Raw genomic sequence first — 20,915 nt, 5'->3', positions numbered from 1 at the left:
GGTGCACCCTCTGTAGCCGTTCGGCAGGCGTTGGTGTGGCTCATGCACAAACTGACAAAGTCTGGCCACAAATCTCCGCAAAACGCATCCACACGGAAAACCCCCCGTCAAGTTGGCCTCTTACCTTCTTGGTGTGGCCACCTCGCACCACGTGGAGAATCCCATGGTTGATCCCAGTCCGATTGCGGCCGCCCGCACTGCATTGGGGCCCCTGTTACTCGCCATCGTCGTCGGGCTCATGGCACTGGAGTACACCGCCAGCCGCTTCGCCCGTGTCGACACCCATGACATCGATGAAACTGCAGCGTCCTTCGTGATCGCATTCGGCCACCAGATCATCCGGACGATGGAGGCCGCAGTCGTCTCGGTGCCCCTCTTCCTGGCCTACAACCATCGACTTTTCGACATTGATCTGGTGTCACCACTGGCCTGGATCGCGTTCTTTGTGATCGTGGAGTTTGTCTACTATTGGCATCACCGCGCCTCCCACCAGGTGCGCTGGTTGTGGGCGACCCACGCGGTGCACCACTCCTCCACCCGGATCAATCTGACCGCTGGCATTCGGCTCGGATGGACGGCGGGATTATCCGGTCACTATCTCATTTATGTCCCGCTGGCTCTGATTGGGTTCCACCCGATCGCCATTGTGATCGCTCTCAGCCTCAACCTCGGCTACCAGTTCTTCATCCATTCCGAGTGGCTGCCACGCCTTGGGTTCCTGGAATGGATCTTGAACAGCCCGTCCCATCACCGGCTTCACCATGCCTGCAACGAAACTTGCCTCGACAAGAATTTTGGTGGGACACTGATTGTCTTTGACCGGCTCTTCGGCACCTTCACGGAGCAGCCGGCCAAGGAAACGCTCCGCTACGGACTTGCCGGCCAAGCCAGAACGCTCAATCCTTTCAAGATCGTGTTTGGCGAGTGGCTGGCCATGTTCGCTGAGTTCAGGGCAGCGAAGTCCGGCTGGAAACAACGGCTTTCCATCCTGTTTGGGCCCCCAGGTGCTGGACAACATTCCATCTAATCGTTTGAGTTCGCATCCAAAGCCATCGGCGATCAGTCTGTCTTCCTCAGCGGCTGCCGCCCTCCAACGGCCAACCTCAGCCAATCTCCTTGGAGTTAACACCATGAACACCAAACGGTCTTTCGCCACCCGTCTTGCCTCGGCAACAGCCCTGTGGATGGCGCTCGTCTTGCCGGCAACCGCCTCATCCGAACGCGCCCAGGCCCAGGCGAATTTCCTCAAGGCTGACGCCAATCAGGACAAGCAACTCGATTTCGCTGAATTCAAGACCTTCGTCAATCTCAACGCAGACCAAGGCCTCGGCCGGGCGCCCAGGATCCGACGCTTCGGCATGTATAGCCGGGCCTTCAACATGACGGATGAGAACGGTGATGGCGTCGTTTCGAAACAGGAAATTGAGGCCCAGGCCCAGTAGTGGTCATCGCAACGATGGATGGGCGTCAGCCTCGCAATGGCATGGAATGCTCGGGAGTCCAAGGAGAGCCGAATGGAACATATCGATCCATGGATGCACTCTCATGGGGTTTCCCCAGCTTGGCCTCAGTCGCTGTTGCCCCTCCCGGCCGCCGAGACCACACCCAGCGCGCATCGCGCCTCAGCTCCATGGCGAAGGGCGATCCAGACGTCATCAGGGTGTCGTGCTCATCGGGGGTGAGGACTTCCAGCGCAGCCCCCAGCCCAACGATGAACTCCTCATCCGGGCGATATCTGACAAGGCGACGCTCACTCGATTGATTGATAGGATCAAGTCACTTGCCACTCAACCGAGACCGTCAGGGTCTGAAAAGCTGGCGGGAAGGCCCAACCTTTATCGTGTCCGTCAAGGCAACTATAGGGTCATGTACGCCGTCGATGATCAGGCGCGTGTTGTCGAAGTTGTAAAGGCTGGCCATAGAAGAGATGTCTACCGATGAGTGGACCTTCTAACATCAAGATACAGAAGACGGGAGCGGAGGAAGTCGGCAATGCGCAAGTTGGCTCGCCCGCTTCTGATCTTGAGCGTGACAAAAGTTGGACGAAGTGCCAAAATACTTTGAAGTTCAAGACCGGACATGGAAGGAGACTTACTCCAGCGTGTTCACCAGCAAACTGCATCGGTATCCGACTGATGGCGGAGCTGCGCTGCTTCCTCTAAATTCTGGAAACAAAGTATCTGCATGACCATCCTGCTGGGGAACATGGCCAACTTATCGTTGGAACCGGCATCTTTGGTGGTCGAACATTGAGTGCAGGGGTGCCTTTGGGGTAGACTGTGGAGAATTCCATCACGCAAACGCAATCACCGAGCTTGCCTTCTTTTCAACATTACGGCCAAGCTCAGAGTTCATCTGAAAATGCTCAGAATTCATCCTAGTCTGTGTGGGTATCGCATTTTTATCGACAACAAGGAAGTCGCCAGAGCGACATTTAGCTTTTGGACCTCCCAAGGCAGGCTGATGATTCAGAGAAAAACGTTGAGGATGGTAGGAAGAGGATTTCCCATCCACAATCGCTATGAGCTTAGACAGGGTAAAACCTGTGTCGCATCCATGACGTTGAAAATGCTGTCCCTACCTCCATCCCAAGTCCTAGAGTACGATCATCAAGTGTATGTATGGCAAGACTCTCGTATCATTTCTGATAATCAGGATCTTGGTTCGGTTCGGATTCGAAGGTTAGGACCGTGGGGGTGGTCGGCTATTGAAGTTGAATTGCCCGAAACACTGCCACTGCTTCTCAAATTGTTTATAGTGTTGCGCTTGCTTCCTGATGAACGGGGTAATTGATTTAGGATTCGTTTGTGACAAAGTTCTGTGATGCCAGGTAGAGCAAGAGGTTTGCAATCGTCGCGTGAATCTAGATGTTGACTGATTTGAGCGTTTTGAGGGAGAAGGCATTCGTTTTTGTCTTGTCGAGAATCACCCCAGGAGCGGCTCAGAGAGGCGGGGGACAAGCGCCCAGCAGCGCAAGCCAACAACCCGGTTGCACCCGATGGATGAGGAGTAGGGGCAATCGAAAACAAAGTCGCCACGGATGAACCGGTACGTTGGGCGCCACGACCGTCCGCTCCCCTTGTGGTCTCTCCTGCCGTTGCTCCCGATGACCTCCCCGCCAACCGCGATCGTCGTCATGGCGCTGGATCGGCGACCCCGATGACGGCGGCACGGCGATGAAGCTGTTCGACTATCCGCCCTCCGGCAACGGCTACAAGGTCCGGCTGCTGCTCTCGCACCTGGAGCGGCCCTATCGGTACATCCCCGTCGACGTTCTCAAGGGGGAGACCAGAACTCCGCGCTTCCTGGAGATGAATCCCAACGGCCGCATCCCCGTGCTCGAACTGGACGACGGCACGTTCCTCTTCGAATCGAACGCGATTCTCCACTGGCTGGCCCAGGACACCGCGTACTGGCCCCGCGGCCCGCTGGCCCAGGCCCAGGTGCTGCAGTGGATGTTCTTCGAGCAGTACAGCCACGAACCGGCCATCGCGACGGCGCGGTTCTGGCTGTCGATCCGCGGAATCCCGTTGACGCCATTCGAGACGGACCTCCTGCGGCAGAAGCACGCGCTCGGACATGCCGCGTTGCAGGTGATGGAGGGGCACCTCAGCCGTCGCGGCTTCTTCGTGGAGGAGCGCTACGGCATCGCCGACATCGCGCTGTACGCCTACACCCACGTGGCCGGGGAGGGAGGATTCGATCTGGGCGCCTATCCCGCCATCCGGGAATGGCTGGCCCGGGTGCGTTCCCAGCCAGGACACATCACCATCCACAACTGGACTCCCCTAGCTTGAACCCGCTCGTCGGGATCCCCCATGCTGCGGCGCCTCGCCGAGGATCTCTGGGTGGCCGAGGCGCCGCAGACCTACTTCGGCCTGAGCATCGGCACCCGGATGAGCGTTTTCCGCCTGGAGAACAGCCACCGGCTGGTGATTCTTTCGCCGATTCAGCCAACCCCTGAGCTCGAACAGGACCTGGCCGCCATCGGTGTCGTCACCGATATCGTGGCGCCCAACGCCTTCCACCATCTGTATCTCCAGGCCTTCCAGCAGCGCTTTCCCCAGGCCACCGTCTGGGGGCCGCCCGCGCTGAGGCAGAAGTGCCCCCACCTGGAACTGGACCACCTGCTTGACACCGCAGCCCCGTCGCCATGGCCGGAGCTGCGGCTGTGCAGCCTCAGCGGGCTCCACACCCTGGGGCCCACCGGCCCATCGCCGCTGCACGAGGTGGCCTTCTGCCACACCCCAACCCGGACCCTCGTCCTGACGGACAGCGCCTTCCACTTCGACGCCTCCGCCCCCTGGCTCACCCGCTGCCTCACGCGGATCGGCGGCGGTTACGGTCGGCTGGAGCCCTCCATTCTCGAGCGCCTGGCCACCGCCGAGCGGGCTTCGCTGCGCAGGGCCATGCAGGTTGTCCTGCAGTGGGACTTCGACCGGGTGATCGTGGCCCACGGCGCCGTGGTCGAAACGGGCGGCAAGCAAGCCCTCGCCAGGTCCTATGCCTCCTTTCTCGGATCCCCCCTGCCATGAAAGCCGTCCTCGCCGAGCGCTATGGACCACCCGAGGTGTTGCGCATCAAGGAGTTGCCGACACCGACCCCGAAGGCCGAGGAGATCCTGATCCGGATCCATGCCACCACGGTCACATCGGCCGACTGGCGCCTCCGCAGCCAGACGGTGCCGACGGGCTTCGGCCTGATCATGCGGCTGGTGTTCGGTCTGCGGAAACCCAGGCAGCCCGTCCTCGGCTCGGAGCTGGCCGGGGTCGTGGCCGCGGTGGGCCCGCGTGTGGGCCGGTTTCAGGTGGGGGAGCGGGTCTTCGCCTTCAGCGACATGGGCATGGGCTGCCATGCCGAGTACCTCTGCCTGCCCCAGGACGGCATGGTGGTGGCCACGCCACCCGGCCTCACGGACGAAACGGCCGCCGCGCTCTGCTTCGGCGGCACGACGGCCCTGGATTTCCTGCGCCGGGCCAAGCTGCGACCCGGCGAGAGGGTGCTGGTGAACGGGGCCTCCGGAGCGGTGGGCACGGCCGTTGTCCAGCTGGCCCGGCACATGGGAGCAGAGGTCACCGGGGTGTGCAGCACGGCGAACCTCGAACTGGTGCGCTCCCTGGGGGCGGCCCAGGCCATCGACTACACCCGGGACGACTTCAGCCGCGACGGCCAGACCTATGACGTGATCGTCGACACGGTCGGCACGGCGCCGTACGCGCGCTGCCGGCGCTCCCTGAAGCCGGGGGGGCGTCTGCTGCTGGTGCTGGCCGGACTGCCGGACATGCTGAAGGGGCTGTGGGTGTCGCTGACATCCGGCCGGACCGTGATCGCCGGACCGGCGTCCGTGAAGCTCGAGGATCTGCGCGAACTTGCCGCCCTGGCCCAGACGGGGGAGTACAAACCGGTGATCGATCGGATCTATTCGTTTGAGCAGATCGTGGCAGCCCATCGTTATGTCGACACGGGACGAAAGAAGGGGAATGTCATCATCTCCGTGCGCGAGCCGAGCTAGTCACCCATGGCGAAGTCCGAGGCTTTTGCGCGCATCAAGGATCAGGTGCTCAGGATCGTCGCGACGATTCCCGAGTCGAAAGTCACCACCTACCAATCCATCGGGGAGCATCTGGCGGTGATGCCCAGACATGTCGCCTACATCCTCAGCCAGCTGGATGACAGCACGAAGCTGGACGTTCCCTGGTATCGCGTCGTGTCAGGAGACGGCAGCCTGGGCGTGCCCAAGCGCGATCCCAACGGCGACACCCAGGCCCAGCTGCTGCAACGGGAAGGCGTCGACGTGGTCGGCCATGCCGTGCGGTCGCCACTGGCGACGGTGATGCTCCCGGCCGGCGCGCTGCCCCACGGGATTCCCCGCCAGGAGCGCCGCGTCCAGCACACGTCAGCGACACCGGACGTGCGTGGTTGCTGACATAGGAGTAGCGTAAAGAAAAACAGAAGGGCAACGACCGCCGTCGCCGGTGCATCGTGCTGATCTGTTCCTCCGGGAACGAGGGCGATATGAACGCATCCATCGGCCCCTCCATAGGGAATGCCACAGGGAATGGGAGTAGGCGTAGCCATGACAATGGGAATTGTTCCTGTGGCGGCTGCTCGGCCACCCACACCGTGGCACCCCCCTCAGGAACCGGTCTGTCGCTGCCGTTGGAGCAGGCCCTCACCGAACGGATGAAGGAGCTCCACTGTCTTCAGCAGATCGAATCCATCATCAGCACAAGCCAGGGCAGCCTCGATGACATGCTGGAGGCGATCGTTGCGACGATCCCCGCGGCCTGGCTGCATCCCGCCAGCACCGTCGCCAGAATCCGGCGGGGCGACCGCTGCTACCAGACGGGCGATCTGGAGCGCTGTCCGTCGGTGCAGTCGGCGGAAATCTGGGTCAACGACACGGCCTACGGCACGGTGGACGTGGGCTACACCGAGCCTTTCGAAGCGGCCAGCGAAGGACCCTTCCTGGCGGAGGAGCGGCTGCTGCTCGACACGATCGCAACCCGTCTGGGCAGCTTCGTTGCCAGGGAGCTCGCGGAGGCGGGGTGGAGCCACACCCTCAGGGAACAGGAGCTGCTCTACAGGCAGCTGGTCACGGTGCTGGGGGGGATGGCGGAGATGCGGGACCCTTACACCGCCGGCCACCAGAAGAGGGTGGCCAACCTGGCGGTCGCCATCGGGACGGATCTGGGCCTCTCGGCCAGGGAGCTGGAGGCCGTGCGGCTGGCGGCCTCCGTCCATGACATCGGCAAGATCACCGTTCCGGCGGAGATTCTCTGCAAGCCCACCAGGCTGGCCCGCCACGAGTACGACCTGATCAAGGAACACGTCGAGGCCGGTTTCCAGATCCTCAAGGACGTGGCTTTCCCTTGGCCGATCGCCCGCATCGTCCTCGAACACCACGAGCGGATGGACGGCAGTGGCTACCCCCATGGCCTCACCGGGGACCAACTGCTACAGGAATCCCGCATCGTGGCCGTCGCCGACGTGGTGGAATCCATGTGCGCCCACCGCCCCTACCGGGCCGGCCTGGGCAGCGAGGCCGCCCTCAGGGAGATCAAGACCAACCGGGGCCTGCTCTACGACCCCGTCGTGGTGGACGCCTGCCTGCGGGTCTTCCGCGAGAAGGGCTACCGCTGCGGATCCTGAGACCTGAGGGCCAACCTCCGATGAGCTTTCGCCCCCTCCGACTGCCACCGGGCGTGGATCTGCGGGGCGAGCTCGAACGGTGGGCTCAGGCGGATCCGCAGTTCTGCGGCTTCATCATCTGCGGGATCGGCAGCCTGGAAAGTCCGCTGCTGCGCTTCGCCGATCAGGGCGAAGGGGTCGTGCTGGCCGGTCCGCAGGAGGTGATCACGCTGGCGGGCAGCGTCAGCAGGGATGGGGCCCACCTGCACCTGGTGGTCGCCGACGCCGAGGGACGCACCGTGGGGGGCCACCTCTGCCACGGAAGCCGCGTGCGGACGACGATGGAAATCTTGCTGCTCTGCCCGGAAGGCTGGCAGCTGGGCCGGGAGCGGGATGCCGCCACCGGCCATCTGGAGCTGAGCGTCAGCCCATCGCTGCCGCGCCACCCACCACTTCCAGGATCTCCTGGGTGATGGCCGCCTGGCGGGCCTTGTTGTAGTCGAGGGTGAGGGTCTTGGCGAGCGCCTTGGCGTTGTCGCTGGCGTTGTTCATGGCCGTCATCCGGCTGGCCAGTTCGCTGGCGGCCGCTTCCTGGAGGGAGCGCAGCAGCTGGTTGGCCAGGTAGAGGGGGAGCAGGGCATTGAGCAGCTGCTCCGGGCTCTGCTCGAACACGAAGTCCGGCTGCAGGGCGGGCTCAGCGTTCTCCACCTTGCCGATCTCCACCCCGAGGCGACCGTCGCGGGTGATGAGACGGAAGATCTCATCGTCGGAGCTGGCGATGCCCTGGGGATCCAGGGGCAGCAGGGTCTGGACCACCGGCTGGGAGCTCACCAGGTTGATGAAGCGGGTGAAGACGATCTCGACGCGGTCGGTGCTGGCGGAGAGGAACTCGGCGAGCACTTCGTTGGCGATTTCGCCCGCTTCCTGGGAGGTGGGCACCTGCTCCAGGCCGGTGAAGGTGGCCCGGATCGGGTAGGAGCGGTTGGTGAAGTAGGTGATGGCCTTGCGGCCCATCAGCACCATGTCCACCGTGAAGCCCTGGCCCTTGAGCTCAGCGAAGCGCTGCTCGGCACGGCGGATCACGTTGGCGTTGTAGCCACCGCAGAGGCCCCGGTCACCGGTGACCACCAGCAGGGTGATGGTGCCCACCGGCCGGCGCTCGGCCAGCAGGGGCGAATCGGCTCCCTCGAACCCCATGCGGGACTCGAGGTTCTGGAGCACCCGGGCCAGGCGGTCGGCGAAGGGGCGGGTGCGCAGCACCTGCTCCTGGGCACGACGGACCTTGGCGGCGGCCACCAGCCGCATGGCTTCGGTGATCTTGCGCGTGTTCTTGACCGAACTGATCCGGTCACGGATTGCCTTGAGATTGGCCATGGGTGGAGACTCCTCAGGCGGCGGCCAGCATCGAGGAGGCGACCTCGACGATGGCCTCCTTGAGCATGGCTTCGGACTCGTCGCTGAGCACCTTCTCGGTCTGAACCTTGTTGATGTACTCGGGCTTGTTGCTCTTGAGGTACTCACGCAGTCCGCGGGCGAACTGGGGCACCAGCTCCACGGGCACGTCGTCGATCAGACCCTTGACGCCCGCATAGACCACCGCCACCTGCTCGGCCAGGATCAGGGGGCTGAACTGGGGCTGCTTGAGCAGTTCGCGCAGACGCTTGCCCCGGGCCAGCTGGGCCTGGGTGGCGGCGTCCAGGTCGGAGGCGAACTGGGAGAAGGCGGCCAGTTCGTCGAACTGGGCCAGCTCCAGCTTCAGGGTGCCGGCGATCTTCTTGATGGCCTTGGTCTGGGCGGCGCCGCCCACCCGGCTCACGGAGATGCCCACGTTGATGGCGGGCCGCAGACCGGAGTTGAACAGGTCGGAACTGAGGAACACCTGGCCGTCGGTGATCGAGATCACGTTGGTGGGGATGTAGGCCGAGACGTCACCGGCCTGGGTCTCAATGATCGGCAGGGCGGTCATGCTGCCCTTGCCCATGGCGTCGGAGAGCTTGGCGGCCCGCTCCAGCAGGCGGCTGTGGCAGTAGAAGACGTCGCCGGGGTAGGCCTCACGACCGGGCGGACGGCGCAGCAGCAGGGACATCTGGCGGTAGGCCTGGGCCTGCTTGGTGAGGTCGTCGTACACCACCAGGGTGGCCTTGCCCTTGTACATGAAGGACTCGGCGATGGCCGCGCCGGTGTAAGGGGCCAGGTACTGGAGGGCCGCGGCTTCCGAGGCGCTGGCGGCCACCACCACGGTGTAGTCGAGGGCGCCGCGCTCGCGCAGCACTTCCACCACGTTGGCCACCGAGGCGTTCTTCTGGCCGATGGCCACGTAGACGCAGACCACGTCCTCACCCTTCTGGTTGAGGATCGTGTCGATGCAGATGGCGGTCTTGCCGGTCTGGCGGTCGCCGATGATCAGCTCGCGCTGCCCCCGGCCGATGGGAATCATGGCGTCGATGGCCGTGATGCCGGTCTGCATCGGCTCATGCACCGACTTGCGCTGGATGATGCCGGGCGCCATCGACTCGATCAGGCGGGTCTCGGTGGTGGCGATCTCCCCCTTGCCGTCGATCGGCTGGCCCAGGGCGTTCACCACCCGGCCCAGCATGGCGTCGCCCACCGGGACGGCGGCGATGCGACCGGTGGCCTTGACGGTGCTGCCCTCCTGGATGCCCAGGCCCTCGCCCATCAGCACGACGCCGACGTTGTCGTCCTCCAGGTTCAGCGCCAGGCCCTCGGTGCCGTCTTCGAACAGCACCAGCTCACCGGCCATCACCTGCTCGAGGCCGTAGACCCGGGCGATGCCATCACCAATCTGCAGGACGGTGCCGACGTTGCTCACAGAGACCGACTTGTCGTAGTCGGCGATCTGCTTCTTGAGGATGGCGCTGATCTCGTCGGGGCGGATGGAAACCATGGGTGGGAGTCCCCGGAGGGGAGGCGATGAAGTGAGGAGAGGAGGGGAGGGAGGGAGGCGTCAGCTCACGTTGGCGAGCGTCAGGCCGAGGCGCCGCACCTGACCGGCGAGGCTGGCGTCGATCACCCGGGAACCGACGCTGAGGACGAATCCGCCGATCAGGGCAGGATCCACCGCGAGGCTGATCTCCACCTTGTCGGTGCCGGCCACGGCCTTGGCCTTCTCGGCGAGCAGGGCCTGCTGGTCCTCGCTGAGGGGGCTCGCCGAGGTCACGGTGGCCAGGGCGATCTGGTTCTGCTCGCGGTAGAGATCCAGGAGCCGCTCCAGGACGGCATCGAGGAAGCCGATGCGCTGGCGGTCGGCCAGCAGCTTGAGCAGGTTGAGGAAGGAGGGGGAGATGTCCTTGCCGAAGAGTTGCTCGAGTGCCGCCTTCTTGCCTTCGACCTCGAGGACCGGGGAGGCCATCGCCTCACGCAGGTCGCTGGAGTCGTGCCAGAGGGCGAGGATCGCCCGGGCCTGATCAATCACCGCCTCGGTGTCACCGTTGGCGTCGCACACCTGCAGGAAGGCGTCGGCGTAGGGGGTGGTGATGGTGTTGAGCAGAGGCATCAGGCGTTCCCCATCGATTGAATGGACTGATCGATCAGCTGGGCCTGGGCACTGGCGTCGAGGCGGCCGGGCAGGCTGACCAGGGCCTTGGCGATGGCCATCTCGGCGGCTTCGCGCTGCAGCAGCCGGCTGACACGAGAAACCTCTGAATCCAGGTCGGACTGGGAGTCCTGCTTCAGGCGTGCCATCTCCTCGACGGTGCGCTTTTCGCTCTCGAAACGGATGGCCTCGGCGCGGGCCTTGCCGTCGGCGCGGATTTTCTCGGCGCGGTTGCGGGCCTCACCCAGGCTCTTCTGGGCCTCGGCAAGGGAGGCGGTGGCCGCATTCAGCCGCTCCTCGGCGTCCTTGAGTTCCCCCAGGATCCGCTCGCGGCGACGCTCCAGGATGCCCCCGAGGAAGCCCCTCAGGAACCACACCAGCCCGGCGATGACGATCGCCAGGTTGATGATGTTGGTCTCGAAGATGTCGAAATTGAGGCCGAAGCTGCCGTGGCTCGCCAGCAGTGACGGGAGGGTGGAGGTCATCATGAGGCGGTCAGGAGACGGTCGACGATGAGGTCGGCGAGCCTGTCGGCATCGGCCTCGAGAACGCTCAGGGCTTCGGCGCGCTGAGCATCGATCTTGCTGCGGGCGCTTTCGCGGCTCGCGATCGCGTCCGCCTGGGCCACGGCCAGGGCCTCACGGTAGAGACGATCGGAATCCTGCTCCGCCTCGAGAATCACCTTCTGGGCCTCGAGGCGGGCCCCTTTGAGCTGCTCCTTGAGATCGGACTCGAGGCGCTCGGCCTGGGCCAGCTTCTCCTTGGCCTGGGTCCGGCTGGTGGAGATGTAGCCCTCACGGTCCTCCACGGCCTTGCCGACCGGTCGGAAGAACAGGCTGTTGAGAATGAAGGTGAGGATCACCACCTGCAGCGCCATGAGCGGCAGGGTGGCGTCGAGGTCGAACAGACCTCCCTCGGGCGACCCTGCGGTCGCACCTGCCTCGGCAAGCAGAAGCCAGCTGGTCATGGGGCAATAAGGCGGGCGGTGGTGGAGGCGTGGATGGGACCGGGGGTGGAGAAGGGCCGCAACGGACGGGCGGCCCTGTCCTCCCCGAGACGCTCTCCGATCAGGAGAAGGGGTTGGCGAACAGCAGCACCAGGGCGACCACCAGGCCGTAGATGGTCAGCGATTCCATGAAGGCCAGGGAGAGCAGCAGGGTGCCGCGGATCTTGCCTTCGGCTTCGGGCTGACGGGCGATGCCTTCGACGGCGCCGCCGGAAGCGGTGCCCTGGCCGATGCCAGGACCGATGGAGCCGAGACCGACGGCAAGACCAGCAGCCACGACGGACGCAGCGGAAGTAAGGGAATCCATGGTGGGGTTAGAAATGTGGGGCGCCGGGGAAGCGCGGAAGGAACCTTGTCGAGAACCCTGCGCCGGGGACACCTGGGAAGGCGGGCCCGGATCGAGCCGGACCTGCGCGCAGAGAGTTTGCCAGACCGAGGGAACGGGCCGGCAGGGAGCTGGGCTAGTGATGCTCCTCGTGGACGGCCTCACCGATGTAGTAGGCCGCCAGGGTGGCGAAGATCAGAGCCTGGATGGCGCTGGTGAACAGGCCGAGGAACATCACCGGCAGGGGCACCACCAGGGGCACCAGGAAGGCCAGCACCGCCACCACCAGTTCGTCGGCAAGGATGTTGCCGAACAGACGGAAGGAGAGCGAGAGGGGCTTGGTGAAGTCCTCGACGATCTTGAACGGCAGCATGATCGGCGTGGGTTCCACGTAGTACTCGAAGTACCGGAAACCCTTGCGGCTCAGCCCCGCATAGAAGTAGGCCAGCGACACCAGCAGCGCCAGGGCGATGGTGGTGTTGATGTCGGCGGTGGGGGCGCCCAGTTCACCGTTGGGCAGGTGGACCAGCTTCCAGGGGATCAGGGCCCCGCCCCAGTTGCTCACGAAGATGAACAGGAACAAGGTGCCGATGAAGGGGAGCCAGTCGCGGTAGGCCTTCTCACCGATGTATTCGCGGGCGATGTCGCGCAGGTAATCCCAGAGGAACTCCAGCAGGTTCTGCACGCCCCTGGGGTCACGCTCCAGGCGGCGCGTGCCGACCACCACCACGGCGAGCAGGGCGCCGATCACGACCCAGGAACTCAGGAAGACCTGGCCGTGGATCTTGTAATTGCCGAGCTGCCAGTACAGGTGCTGGCCGACCTCGAGGGCGGCGAAGGGAAGGGCGAGGGGCAACGGAGCCATCGGGGATAGGACCTGGCGGAACGTCGGGGCCGCCGAAGCGGCTGGGAAGGGCCGCCGAAGCGGCTGGACAGGTATCAGGTGTCGAGGACGGCCTGAACGATCAAAGCGGGCTTGTAGAGCAGGAATCCCAGCACGGCGGGAAGGATCTCGAGGACGGGAAGCCTTGCGGCCGCGACCACCAGGACCACAGGCACCAGCAACTGGGCCTTGCCCACCCCCTTGGTTTCCACGCCGAAGCGGGTCACGCTGCGGGCCAGGAGCCGGAGGTAGAGGAGTCCTGCCAGCGCTCCAACCAGCAGGCTGAAAGCGGTGGGGAGGTCGAACCAGAGGGCCGTGATGGGCACCGCAAGAGCGGTGGCACAGACCGTGGAAAGGAGCATCCGGCGCTGCAGCCGCAGGTACCCGTCCATGCCGTTGGTCGCCGTCGACGGAGCGGCGGCGCGTTCAGGCTGGGGGGGAGACTCGATGGTTGGATGGACTGCGACCTCTTCGGTCGACGTCTCCGCGGGGGGGACGGCATCCGGGGAGGGGGTCAGGGCAGCCTGCAACCGACGAGGCTCCGTCTTGGCGTGCGGACTTTATCACTCGACCCGTTCAGGCTCTAAGCAACAGAAGCACCCGCTCCTCCCGGAGCCGCCGCGCCGCTGCCGCCCGCTCGGCGGGGCCCTGGGCCAGGGGAAGCGCTCCGATCGGCGTGCCGGCGGGGGACGCCTCCAAGGCTTCCATGAGGGCCAGCTCCTCCGCCGTGATCGTCAGGGGACGCAGGTCGGGACCCAGCAGCGCCGTGGAGGGCCAGCCCCACAGGCAGCGGTTGCGCTCACCGCCCGCCGCCAGCAGGGCCTCGTCGCTCCACGCCTGCGGCACCGTGCTGCTCAGGGTTTCCGGAGCCCCGCCGCCGTCCTGGCGCCGCAGGAAGAACTCGAAGTGACTGATGTCGGGATCGAGGCTCTCCACCAGGGCCCACTGCTGCCGCGGCGACAGCGCCCGGGCCCGCTCCAGCAGTTCCCCCTGCAGCAGCCGGGCCGGATCCCAGACCTCGGGATTGGAGAAGCCGGCGAAGTGGATCCCGGGCTGGTCGACGAAGCGGAACAGGCGCTCCAGGTCGTAGCTGGTCTCCTGGGGATGGAGGTACATGTCGGCAAAGTTGGCGTCGGCGGCGGTGTCGAGGGCCCAGCGCTGCTCGTGGTGCCGCCGCAGCCGGTTGGACTCGGGCAGGGTGGCGAACAGCTCCCGGCCCAGCCGCAGACCCGCCGGTCCGGTGCCCACCCCCATCAGGGCCAGGGCCCGCTGGGTGCGGTGGATCTCCCAGCGGCCGCCGTCGGCATAAAGAAAGAGATGCAGCAGGCCCCCCGGCCGCAGCAGGGGCACCAGGGCCCGCAGACCCTCCTCGGGTTGGTCGAGGTGATGCAGCACCCCCACCGAGTTGATGTAGTCGAAGGGGCCCTCCCCGGCCAGGTCGAGCAGGCTGCGCTGCTCGATGCGCAGCTCCGCCACCTGGGCGGCGGCGCCGGAGCGGGCGGTGCGCTCCCGGGCCACCGCCAGGGCGCCGGCGCTGATGTCGACCGCCAGCACCGCGGCGCCGGGGTTGAGATGGCAGAGGTAGTCGGTGCTCACCCCCGTGCCGCAGCCGGCGTCGAGGATCCGCCAGGGCCTGGGCTCCGGCGGCAGCGCCCCGTCCACGGCCGCCACGACGCTGTCCACGCACCAGCGCCAGTTGTATCCCGGTGGCGGGCCGTCCTGGAGGGGGTCCCCCGGGTAGGGGAAACGGTCGTAGAAGGCGCTCACCACCGGGGTGGCGGCATCCAGCGGGGCCTCCAGTGGGTGATCCATCCGTGCAGCGGTGCAGGTCCGGGCAGCATTCCACGGCGCGCACCGCCGTTCAGCAGGAACCTGCCGGATGGCTGCAAACATTTGTTCATCCCGCCCCGGGGGGCCAGGGGGCCAGCCGTAACGTGACCCAGCCCGGCTCGCTCTCGTTCATGACCGTGACCGCCAGCAGCGGCAGCACCAGGGTCGCCCCCCAGCGCTACGACACCCTGCCGCTCTCCAGCGTCCGGAAAGCGGAGCAGCAGGACCGTTTTCCCGACGGCGGCGAACTGGACGCCCTGACCACCTTCTTCCGCAGCGGCCAGATCCGCGTCGAAGCCGCCCGACGGATCTCCGCCAACGCCGACGCGATCGTGGCCAAGGCCGCCAACCGGATCTTCACCGGCGGCACGCCCCTCTCCTATCTCGACGCTCCCCTCAGCACCCCGGCCGTCGGCACCGCTGACGGCGTCGCCCTCGCCGCCGACCAGGCCGCCTTCCAGCGTTCGGTGCGCACCTTCGCCCAGGGATCCGGCGGCAGTGGCCTGCTCGGCCGCATCCTTGAAGGTGTCCAGGCCGACGCCGACGTGCGGGTGGTGCTGCCGAGCGGCTTCAACCCCATCTCGGTGGCGATCTACGGCAACGCCCGCATGCGCAAGTCGCTGCGGGATCTGGCCTGGTTCCTCCGCTATGTGGGCTACGCGGTGATCGCCGGCGATCCCAGCATCCTGGCGGTGAACACCCGCGGTCTCCGCGACGTGCTCGAGAAGGCCTGCTCCCTGGCCGCCACCAACGTGGCCCTGCAGGAGATGCGCGCCGCCGCCGCCGGCCTGTTCAAGGGGGAGCCCGACTCCCGCCAGCTGGTGATCGACTGCTTCAACGTGCTCCTCAAGGAGCTCGAGATCCCCACCCCCTCCACCCGGGCCCGCCTCGGCAGCCCCGTCAACCAGGGCCTGCAGCTGCCGGCGATCTACGCCCTCGCCGCCGAAGGCGCCCAGCGCTTCGTGATGAAGCCGGGCCTCTCCGGTGCCGAGAAGGCCGAGATCATCCGTGCCGCCTACCGCCAGGTGTTCGAGCGGGACATCATCAAGGGCTACTCCCAGGTGGTCTGCCCGGTGGAGGCCACCCAGGTGCGCCAGGGCCAGCTCTCGATGCGGGAGTTCATCCGCGCCCTCGGCCGCAGCAAGGTCTACCGGCGCCAGTTCTACGGCCGCTTCTCCAACAGCCGTGTGGTGGAGCTCGCCTTCCGCCACTTCCTGGGCCGTGGCGTGAGCTCGATCGAGGAGTTCCGCCAGTACTTCGCCATCGTCAGCGCCAAGGGGCTGAACGGCCTCGTCGATGCCCTGGTCAACGGCATGGAGTACGCCCGGGTCTTCGGTGAGGAAACCGTCCCCTATCTCCGCGACATCGGCGAAGAGGCCCAGGAGAGCGCCGGCTGGGGATCCAACCGCAACCTCTTCCGCTTCAGTGCGCCGTTCGAGGGGGCGCCCCAGTACATCACCCTCTACGCCTCCTACCGCCAGCCCCTCGCCGACCAGCACCCCTACGGCGGCGGCAACGATCCCCTGGCCCTCACCTACGGGGCGATCTTCCCGTCCAGCACGGCCTCGGTGGCCACCCGTCCGGCCCCCTTCAGCTACGACACCCGTCGGATCCTGATCGGCAACGGCATGGCCCAGCCCGGGCCCATGGACAGCGCCCAGTTCCGCAAGGCCACCCCACGCCGGGTGGGGCCGAAGGTGGTGCGCCTGCGCCAGATCGCCACCGGCGGCAGCTCCACCCCACGCCGGGGCGGCCAGCCCAGCATCCGCGGCACCGAGTCCAGCACCCAGGCCGTCATCAATGCGGTCTACGTGCAGGTGCTGGGCACCGCCGGCTACGCCGGTGAGCGCAACAAGGTCGAGGAGATCAAGCTCGAGAACGGCGACATCAGCCTGCGGGAGTTCGTGCGCCAGGTGGCCCGCTCCAACGCTTTCCGCCGTCGTTACTGGAGCGGCCTCTACATCACCAAGGCCATCGAAGTGATGCACCGCCGCATCCTCGGCCGGCCCACCTTCGGTCGCTGGGAGATCAACGCCTACTTCGACACCGCCGCCCGCAAGGGCTTCTACGGCGTCGTCGACGCCATGATCGAGGGCCGCGAGTACAACGACTGCTTCGGCGAGGACACCGTCCCGTACGAGCGCTTCATCACCCCGGCCGATCGCAACGCCCGCCGCGTCCCGGGCCTGGTGCGCACCCTCGAGACGGTTGCCGCCATCACGCCCCTGCAGCGGCCCACCGTGCCGGTCTCCCAGGAGATCCGCACCGTCGGCGATCTGGTCCCCCGCAATCTTCCGGCCAGGCCCAAGGTGCGCGGCCAATGGAAGGCGGATGTGGCCGGCGGCCAGAGTGCCGCAGCCTCCACGGGCACACCGAGCGGTCCCGGAACCCTCCGGCAGCCCCCGGCCCCCACCCGCAGCTGGAGCCAGTCCCCCTGGCAGCCCGGCGGTGGTGCCGCCCCCGTCTGGCGCAGCGGCGTCGCCACCGGTGGCGGCAACGGGTACGTGGCCCCCGCCAGCATCGGCGTCGCCAGCGGCTGGAAGGCCCTGGTGGGCACCAACCTCCTGAGCGGCGTCGCCACGGCCCCCGACGGCGCCATGGCCAAGGCCCTGCGACCGGGTTCTCCCCAGGGCTTCGGTCGTCGTCAGAGCCTGTCTCGGCCCGTGCAGTTGCTGCGCGACCCCAGCGAGACCCAGGTGCAGGAAGTGGTGCAGGCGGTCTACCGCCAGCTCCTCAACCGCGTTCCCTTCGCGGCTGAGCGCCAGATGGATCCCGAGTCCCAGCTGCGCGACGGCCAGCTCTCGGTGGCCGAGTTCGTGGCCCAGATCGCCGGCAGCGAGCTCTTCCAGCAGCGGCTCCAGCGGATGGCCCCCCTGCGGGCCGCCTCGGCCGCCTACCTGGCCCTGCTCGGCCGCGCCGCCATGCCAGGCGAAGTCAGCCGGTTCCTCGCCACCCGCGCCACCGCCGGCCAGCAGGCCGCCGTCGCCGAACTGCTCAACGCCCGGGAGTACGCCACCGCCTTCGGCCAGGACACCGTGCCCTACCTGCGCGGCCTCGGCACCGAGGACGGCGTGCCCCTGACGACCGTGAACCGCACCGCTTCCCTCTACGGCGGCAACGCGGGGCTCACCCCCTCCCTGAAGGGCGCGATCTGATCCGTTGCCAGCCATCCCGGGTCGTCCCTGAGGGCGACCCTCCAGCCCATCCGATGGTCCCCCGGGTCAGCCCCGGGGGGTTTCTTTTGGTCCGTCTCTACAACGAGACGGAGAAATTGGGCTGTCGATGCACTTGTCCCGCCGTGGACGGCGGGTTCAAAAGATGAACAATTGCTGCGCTTCGACGGTGATAACAACTCCCGCCAAAGCCGTTGCAAGCCAAGGGATCTCGCGGGCGGATCCGCCGTGAAGAACTGTTACCGGCTGCCATGGGAGCGACGGGCCTTGCCACAGAATGATGCGACGGTCGGCCAAGCCGATCACCCTTACCCACCGGATACCGGTCTCCTTCACGGTGACCGCTTGTTTCGAGGCAGAACTGCATGAGCATCGTCTCCAACTCGATCATCAACGCGGACGCCGAAGCCCGCTACCTCAGCCCTGGCGAACTTGACCAGATCAAGTCGTTCGTGGCAGGAGGTCAGCGTCGTCTGCGCGTCGCCCAGGTCCTGGCTGAAAGCCGGGAGCGCATCGTGAAGCAGGCCGGAGGCCAGCTTTTCCAGAAGCGCCCCGATCTCGTCTCCCCCGGCGGCAACGCCTACGGGGAAGAGATGACGGCTTCCTGCCTGCGCGACATGGACTACTACCTCCGCCTGGTCACCTACGGCGTGGTCGCCGGGGATGTGACCCCGATCGAAGAGATCGGCGTCATCGGGGCCCGCGAGATGTATCGCGCCCTCGGCACCCCCCTCGAAGCCATGGCGGAAGCCGTGCGCGAGATGAAGACCGCAGCCACGGGCCTCCTCACCGGCTCCGATGCCGAAGAGGCCGGCTTCTACTTCGACTACGTGGTCGGCGCCCTCTCCTGAGGTTTCACCTCCCTATCGTCCAAAGCCATCAAACCCAGGATCCATGCAAGACGCCATCACCAACGTCATCAACCAGGCCGACGTCCAGGGGCTCTATCTCGACGGCAGCTCCATGGGCCGCCTCGAGCAGTACTTCGCCAGCGGTGAGCTGCGGGTGCGTGCCGCCGCCACGATCAGCGCCAACGCTTCGGCCATCATCAAGGAAGCCGTCGCCAAGGCCCTGCTCTACTCGGACATCACCCGTCCGGGCGGCAACATGTACACCACCCGCCGTTACGCGGCCTGCATCCGCGACCTCGACTACTACCTTCGCTACGCCACCTACGCCATGCTGGCCGGTGACACGTCGATCCTCGACGAGCGCGTGCTCAACGGCCTCAAGGAGACCTACAACTCCCTGGGTGTGCCCATCGGCGCCACGGTGCAGTCGATCCAGGCCATGAAGGAAGCCACCGCCTCCCTCGTCGGTCCCGATGCCGGTCGTGAGATGGGCGTCTACTTCGACTACATCAGCTCCGGCCTGGGCAACTGATCCCCAGCAACGCTCCCACCACGGCACGTTTTCCGAGGATCACCCCATGCGCCTGTTCAAGATCACGGCCTGCATCCCCTGCCCCGAGAAGGCGCGCAGCCAGAGGGAGCTGCAGAACACCTACTTCACCAAGTGGGTGCCCTATTCCAGCTGGTTCGCCGAGCAGCAGCGGATCATGAAGCAGGGCGGCAGGATCCTGAAGGTGGAACTGGCCACCGGCCGTCGTCAGCAGAACTGCGGCAACTGAGGACGCCCACGGCGCTCCCACCCATCCGCCCGGCCCATGGCCGGGCTTTTTTATTGCCTTCGAGCGGCCCCGGCGGCGCCAGCGGCGCAGGCGGCGAATTGTTCACCACGACTCGACAAACCCACCCCGGTCACGGCTGAATGGGCCATTCCCGGCACCCTCCCGCGGCCTTGTCCACCCCTGCCCCCCGCCTGCTCCACGGCCGTCCCGGCGCCGGTTTCCTGCCGCTGCCCTGGCAGCAGTGGCCCGCGGAAGCCCGCCTGCTGCTGGGCCTGGTGGCCCTCTGGAGCCTGGTGGGCCTGCTGGTGCTCACCTCCGCCAGCTGGTGGGTGGCCGAGCGGGAGATGGGGGACGGGGCCTACTACGTCAAGCGCCAGGCCATCTGGCTGGTAGCCAGCTGGGGCCTGCTCTGGCTGGCCATGCGCACGACGATGCGGCGCTGGCTGCACCTGGCGGCGCCGTCCCTGCTGGTGGGGGCCCTGATGGTGGCCGCCACCCTGGTGGTGGGGACCACCGTCAACGGGGCCAGCCGCTGGCTGGTGCTCGGCCCGGTGCAGCTGCAGCCCTCGGAACTGATCAAGCCCTTCATCGTGCTGCAGGGGGCCGTGATCTTCTCCCACTGGCGACGCATCGCCCTCGACCAGAAACTTCTCTGGATCGGCATCTTCGGGGTGGTGATCCTGCTGATCCTCAAGCAGCCCAACCTCAGCACCGCCGCCCTGCTCGGCCTGCTTCTGTGGCTCATGGCCCTGGCCGGCGGCCTGCCCCTGACGCTGCTGCTGGGGGCCGCCGGCGGCGGGATCGTGCTGGGCAGCCTCAGCATCATGATCAACCCCTACCAGCTCGACCGGGTCACCTCCTTCCTCAACCCCTGGCGCGTCGCCCAGGGGGACGGCTACCAGCTGGTGCAGAGTCTGCTGGCCATCGGTTCGGGGGGCGTGCTCGGTTCGGGCTTCGGGCTCTCCACCCAGAAGCTCCAGTATCTGCCCATCCAGACCACCGACTTCATCTTCGCGGTCTTCGCCGAGGAGTTCGGCTATGTCGGCTCGGTGATGCTGCTGCTGTTCCTGATGATCTTCGGGTTCGTGGGCCTGCGGGTGGCCCTGGCCTGCCGCAGCAACCAGCACCGCCTGGTGGCCATCGGCTGCACCACCCTGCTGGTGGGCCAGTCGATCCTCAACATCGCCGTGGCCAGCGGCTCGATGCCCACCACCGGCCTGCCCCTGCCGATGATCAGCTACGGCGGCAACTCCCTGCTCAGCAGCCTGTTCCTGGCGGGCCTGCTGCTGCGCTGCTCCCTGGAGTCCTCCGGACTCGAGCCGGTCCGGCCCCGCCGGCGGGCCCCCCGGCCTGCCCCGATAGGCTGAGCCCTGCTGCCACTCCG

23 protein-coding genes are annotated in these 20,915 nt (G+C 66.3%); 14 read left to right on the top strand and 9 right to left on the bottom strand.

The features are described from left to right. The first annotated feature begins 133 nt into the window (after window positions 1–133). The 9 genes from VB738_RS06640 (at window position 134) to VB738_RS06605 (ending at window position 7,604) form a co-directional block, all read left to right on the top strand. A complete protein-coding gene (locus VB738_RS06640; RefSeq protein WP_323305001.1) occupies window positions 134–1,027 on the top strand; it encodes a sterol desaturase family protein in 894 nt (297 codons plus the stop codon). Between the two features lie 103 nt (window positions 1,028–1,130). Beyond that, window positions 1,131–1,442 carry a hypothetical protein gene (locus tag VB738_RS06635; protein WP_323305000.1) on the top strand — a complete coding sequence of 104 codons (312 nt, stop codon included), beginning with the start codon at window positions 1,131–1,133 and terminating at the stop codon, window positions 1,440–1,442. Next, window positions 1,387–1,941: a type II toxin-antitoxin system RelE/ParE family toxin gene (locus VB738_RS16440; RefSeq protein ID WP_416233155.1), complete on the top strand. Its 555-nt coding sequence runs from the start codon at window positions 1,387–1,389 to the stop codon at window positions 1,939–1,941. The genes VB738_RS06635 and VB738_RS16440 overlap by 56 nt, the downstream gene beginning before the upstream one ends. A 1,235-nt stretch (window positions 1,942–3,176) precedes the next feature. Beyond that, entirely contained in the window at window positions 3,177–3,797 is a 621-nt protein-coding gene (locus VB738_RS06630) for a glutathione S-transferase family protein (RefSeq protein WP_323304999.1), read from the top strand. A gap of 21 nt (window positions 3,798–3,818) precedes the next feature. Beyond that, window positions 3,819–4,535, top strand: coding sequence for a DUF4336 domain-containing protein (locus VB738_RS06625; protein WP_323304998.1), 717 nt, complete (start codon window positions 3,819–3,821; stop codon window positions 4,533–4,535). Next, on the top strand, window positions 4,532–5,512 hold the full coding sequence (locus VB738_RS06620) for an NAD(P)-dependent alcohol dehydrogenase (RefSeq protein ID WP_323304997.1): 981 nt from the start codon (window positions 4,532–4,534) through the stop codon (window positions 5,510–5,512). The genes VB738_RS06625 and VB738_RS06620 overlap by 4 nt, the downstream gene beginning before the upstream one ends. A 6-nt stretch (window positions 5,513–5,518) precedes the next feature. Next, complete coding sequence (locus tag VB738_RS06615; protein ID WP_323304996.1) at window positions 5,519–5,926, top strand: MGMT family protein; 408 nt, start codon at window positions 5,519–5,521, stop codon at window positions 5,924–5,926. Between the two features lie 197 nt (window positions 5,927–6,123). Beyond that, window positions 6,124–7,152, top strand: coding sequence for an HD-GYP domain-containing protein (locus VB738_RS06610; RefSeq protein WP_323304995.1), 1,029 nt, complete (start codon window positions 6,124–6,126; stop codon window positions 7,150–7,152). A gap of 20 nt (window positions 7,153–7,172) precedes the next feature. Further along, complete coding sequence (locus VB738_RS06605) at window positions 7,173–7,604, top strand: PPC domain-containing DNA-binding protein (RefSeq protein WP_323304994.1); 432 nt, start codon at window positions 7,173–7,175, stop codon at window positions 7,602–7,604. On the opposite strand, the gene VB738_RS06600 is transcribed toward VB738_RS06605, so the two are convergent. The 9 genes from VB738_RS06600 to VB738_RS06560 all read right to left on the bottom strand — a co-directional run bounded on the left by VB738_RS06600 (window position 7,555) and on the right by VB738_RS06560 (window position 14,710). Beyond that, window positions 7,555–8,505, bottom strand: coding sequence for a F0F1 ATP synthase subunit gamma (locus VB738_RS06600; RefSeq protein WP_323304993.1), 951 nt, complete (start codon window positions 8,503–8,505; stop codon window positions 7,555–7,557). The genes VB738_RS06605 and VB738_RS06600 overlap by 50 nt on opposite strands. A gap of 13 nt (window positions 8,506–8,518) precedes the next feature. Beyond that, window positions 8,519–10,036, bottom strand: a complete 1,518-nt coding sequence (atpA, locus tag VB738_RS06595; RefSeq protein ID WP_323304992.1) for a F0F1 ATP synthase subunit alpha — start codon at window positions 10,034–10,036, stop codon at window positions 8,519–8,521. 60 nt (window positions 10,037–10,096) lie between these two features. Next, window positions 10,097–10,645, bottom strand: coding sequence for an ATP synthase F1 subunit delta (gene atpH / locus VB738_RS06590; protein WP_323304991.1), 549 nt, complete (start codon window positions 10,643–10,645; stop codon window positions 10,097–10,099). Then, window positions 10,645–11,172, bottom strand: a complete 528-nt coding sequence (locus VB738_RS06585; protein ID WP_323304990.1) for a F0F1 ATP synthase subunit B — start codon at window positions 11,170–11,172, stop codon at window positions 10,645–10,647. The genes atpH and VB738_RS06585 overlap by 1 nt, the downstream gene beginning before the upstream one ends. Further along, a complete protein-coding gene (locus VB738_RS06580; protein ID WP_323304989.1) occupies window positions 11,169–11,651 on the bottom strand; it encodes a F0F1 ATP synthase subunit B' in 483 nt (160 codons plus the stop codon). The genes VB738_RS06585 and VB738_RS06580 overlap by 4 nt, the downstream gene beginning before the upstream one ends. Window positions 11,652–11,751: 100 nt before the next feature. After that, window positions 11,752–11,997 (bottom strand): ATP synthase F0 subunit C, encoded by a 246-nt coding sequence (atpE, locus tag VB738_RS06575; RefSeq protein ID WP_015110594.1) that lies wholly within the window; start codon window positions 11,995–11,997, stop codon window positions 11,752–11,754. Window positions 11,998–12,151: 154 nt separating this feature from the next. Further along, the gene (gene atpB, locus VB738_RS06570) at window positions 12,152–12,880 is read right to left on the bottom strand and encodes a F0F1 ATP synthase subunit A (protein WP_106220301.1); all 729 of its coding nucleotides are present in this window, start codon (window positions 12,878–12,880) and stop codon (window positions 12,152–12,154) included. A 74-nt stretch (window positions 12,881–12,954) separates the two neighbouring features. Further along, entirely contained in the window at window positions 12,955–13,290 is a 336-nt protein-coding gene (locus tag VB738_RS06565) for an ATP synthase subunit I (RefSeq protein WP_323304988.1), read from the bottom strand. A 184-nt stretch (window positions 13,291–13,474) separates the two neighbouring features. Continuing rightward, entirely contained in the window at window positions 13,475–14,710 is a 1,236-nt protein-coding gene (locus VB738_RS06560) for a class I SAM-dependent methyltransferase (protein WP_323304987.1), read from the bottom strand. A gap of 149 nt (window positions 14,711–14,859) precedes the next feature. Between VB738_RS06560 and VB738_RS06555 the strand changes: the two genes are divergently transcribed. From VB738_RS06555 to VB738_RS06535, 5 genes are all read left to right on the top strand, one after another. After that, window positions 14,860–17,883 carry a phycobilisome rod-core linker polypeptide gene (locus VB738_RS06555; protein ID WP_323304986.1) on the top strand — a complete coding sequence of 1,008 codons (3,024 nt, stop codon included), beginning with the start codon at window positions 14,860–14,862 and terminating at the stop codon, window positions 17,881–17,883. Window positions 17,884–18,266: 383 nt separating this feature from the next. Continuing rightward, window positions 18,267–18,752 carry an allophycocyanin subunit alpha apoprotein gene (locus VB738_RS06550; protein WP_015110589.1) on the top strand — a complete coding sequence of 162 codons (486 nt, stop codon included), beginning with the start codon at window positions 18,267–18,269 and terminating at the stop codon, window positions 18,750–18,752. A gap of 43 nt (window positions 18,753–18,795) precedes the next feature. Further along, entirely contained in the window at window positions 18,796–19,284 is a 489-nt protein-coding gene (gene apcB / locus VB738_RS06545; protein ID WP_015110588.1) for an allophycocyanin subunit beta, read from the top strand. A gap of 46 nt (window positions 19,285–19,330) precedes the next feature. After that, window positions 19,331–19,531, top strand: coding sequence for a phycobilisome linker polypeptide (locus tag VB738_RS06540; protein WP_106220298.1), 201 nt, complete (start codon window positions 19,331–19,333; stop codon window positions 19,529–19,531). 140 nt (window positions 19,532–19,671) lie between these two features. Next, window positions 19,672–20,898 carry a putative peptidoglycan glycosyltransferase FtsW gene (locus VB738_RS06535; RefSeq protein ID WP_323304985.1) on the top strand — a complete coding sequence of 409 codons (1,227 nt, stop codon included), beginning with the start codon at window positions 19,672–19,674 and terminating at the stop codon, window positions 20,896–20,898. Window positions 20,899–20,915 lie beyond the last annotated feature (17 nt).

The organism is Cyanobium gracile UHCC 0139, assembly GCF_034931325.1.
In the GTDB taxonomy this organism is placed as follows: domain Bacteria; phylum Cyanobacteriota; class Cyanobacteriia; order PCC-6307; family Cyanobiaceae; genus Cyanobium; species Cyanobium gracile_B.
The sequence above is the reverse complement of the archived record's forward strand: the minus strand, read 5'-3'. Positions and strand labels throughout refer to the sequence as shown.